Source organism: Mesorhizobium abyssinicae (assembly GCF_049887195.1).
Classification (GTDB): domain Bacteria; phylum Pseudomonadota; class Alphaproteobacteria; order Rhizobiales; family Rhizobiaceae; genus Mesorhizobium; species Mesorhizobium abyssinicae.
Map to the genome: position 1 here is coordinate 1 of NZ_JARAKC010000158.1, position 255 is coordinate 255.

Annotated in this window: 1 protein-coding gene; it reads left to right on the forward strand. The window is 71.4% G+C overall.

Features of this window, described 5'->3' with window-relative positions:
• Positions 1-255 (forward strand): phosphopantetheine-binding protein (locus tag PU724_RS34210; RefSeq protein ID WP_426213872.1); only part of this gene is annotated, 255 nt, incomplete at both ends.

Genomic DNA, 255 nt, shown 5'->3' on the forward strand with positions numbered 1-255 from the left:
GCGGGCCGCCTATGCGGCGCCGCAAGGCGAGGTCGAGACGGCGCTGGCCGGCATCTGGGCGGAGCTGCTCGGCGTCGAGCGCATCGGCCGCCACGACCACTTCTTCGAGCTCGGCGGCCATTCGCTCTTGGCGGTGCGGCTGCTCAGCCGGCTGTCGCAGGCTTTTGGCATGGACGTGCCGCTGACGACGCTGTTCACCAGGCCGGTGCTTGCCGATCTGGCGGCAGGCATCGTCGAGGTGCTGAGCCGCTGCGG